Genomic DNA, 617 nt, shown 5'->3' on the forward strand with positions numbered 1-617 from the left:
GGCTGTAGGCGTCGAGGGTGGAGGCCTTGATCTGCTCCAGTAACTGGTCGACGCGGCTGTGGGCCTGGACGTCGATGCGCAGGGCCAGGGTGTTGACGAAGAAGCCGATCAAGGCCTCGGTTTCCCGACGTGGACGGTTGGCCACTGGCGTGCCGACCACCACCTGGGGCTGGTTGCTCAGGCGCGACAGCAGGATCGACCAGGCACCGAGCAAGGTCATGAACGGGGTCAGGCCTTGTTGCTGGCTGAAGCGGCGCAAGCGGGCGCTGAGCGGCGCCGGCAGTTGCAGGGCCAGCGCCGCGCCCTGGTAGCTTTGCACTTGCGGCCGAGGATAATCGCTGGGCAGTTCCAGCAGCGCCGGGGCGCCGTCCAGGTGTGCTTTCCAGAAACCGACCTGGGCGTGCAAGCGTTCGCCTTGCAGGTGCTGCTGTTGCCAGCTGGCGTAGTCGGCGTATTGCAGGGCCAGGGGCGGCAGCGGGTCGTCGAGCTGCTGGCTGAACGCGGCGTAGAGGGCGTTGAACTCGCCGATCAACACCGCCACCGACCAACCGTCGGAGACGATGTGGTGCTGGGTCACCAGCAGGATGTGCTCGTCTTCGGCCAGGCACAGCAGGCGT

At 66.8% G+C, this 617-nt stretch carries 1 protein-coding gene; it reads right to left on the reverse strand.

What is annotated here, in order from left to right:
* Positions 1-617: condensation domain-containing protein (locus tag J3361_RS29845; RefSeq protein ID WP_243459080.1), on the reverse strand; the 617-nt coding region annotated here is incomplete at both ends.

Source organism: Pseudomonas sp. OA65, from assembly GCF_017498305.1.
GTDB classification, from domain to species: domain Bacteria; phylum Pseudomonadota; class Gammaproteobacteria; order Pseudomonadales; family Pseudomonadaceae; genus Aquipseudomonas; species Aquipseudomonas zanjanensis.